This window comes from Hymenobacter sp. CRA2, from assembly GCF_002007105.1.
In the GTDB taxonomy this organism is placed as follows: Bacteria; Bacteroidota; Bacteroidia; order Cytophagales; family Hymenobacteraceae; genus Solirubrum.
Genome location: NZ_MVBC01000045.1, coordinates 1 through 683 on the forward strand (window position 1 = coordinate 1; position 683 = coordinate 683).

Below are 683 nucleotides of genomic sequence, written 5' to 3' on the forward strand. Positions count from 1 at the left end.
AAGTCTGGTGGACCTGAAGCTGGTGCTCGTCACAGAAGCCAGTTAGGGTAAAACAGGTAACTGGGGCTAAGTCGTAACAAGGTAGCCGTACCGGAAGGTGCGGCTGGATCACCTCCTTTCTGGAGCACTTTTGTTACGCTGACTGGATTTTTGTTCAACTGGCTTGAACCTGTTGTTTTCGCACTCGCTCAAATAATATTGTTGAGTAACGAGGATTCATTGCTACTGCAGAGTAGCGACTGAAGACCCGGGCTTGTAGCTCAGGTGGTTAGAGCGCGACACTGATAATGTCGAGGTCCGTGGTTCGAGTCCACGCAGGCCCACTCGCTTCGGCGTCCGGCCGCGGCGACTTGTACGACGGGGGATTAGCTCAGCTGGCTAGAGCACCTGCCTTGCACGCAGGGGGTCAACGGTTCGAATCCGTTATTCTCCACTCTTTACTCCCGGATGGCAGGCTTGCCTCCCATCCACTGCATCAAGCAACAGGCTTGGTACACGTTCTTTGACGTAACGGCTAGCAAACAAGAGAAAAAAATGCCAACTCGAGCAATCGAGGTGGCATCACACGAGCAAACGATAGACTCCTGATTACTCGGAGTCGACCGTTACGGAAGTAACGAAGGGCGCACGGGGGATGCCTAGGCTCTCAGAGGCGATGAAGGACGTGATAAGCTGCGATAAGG

At 53.6% G+C, this 683-nt stretch carries 2 tRNA genes and 1 rRNA gene; all 3 read left to right on the plus strand.

Going from position 1 to position 683, the window contains the following annotated elements:
* A 16S ribosomal RNA gene (locus B0919_RS24490) occupies positions 1–119 on the plus strand; the annotation flags it as partial.
* A gap of 130 nt (positions 120–249) precedes the next feature.
* Positions 250–323: transfer RNA gene (locus B0919_RS24495), tRNA-Ile, on the plus strand.
* Positions 324–359: 36 nt separating this feature from the next.
* Positions 360–433 (plus strand) — tRNA-Ala (locus B0919_RS24500).
* Positions 434–683 lie beyond the last annotated feature (250 nt).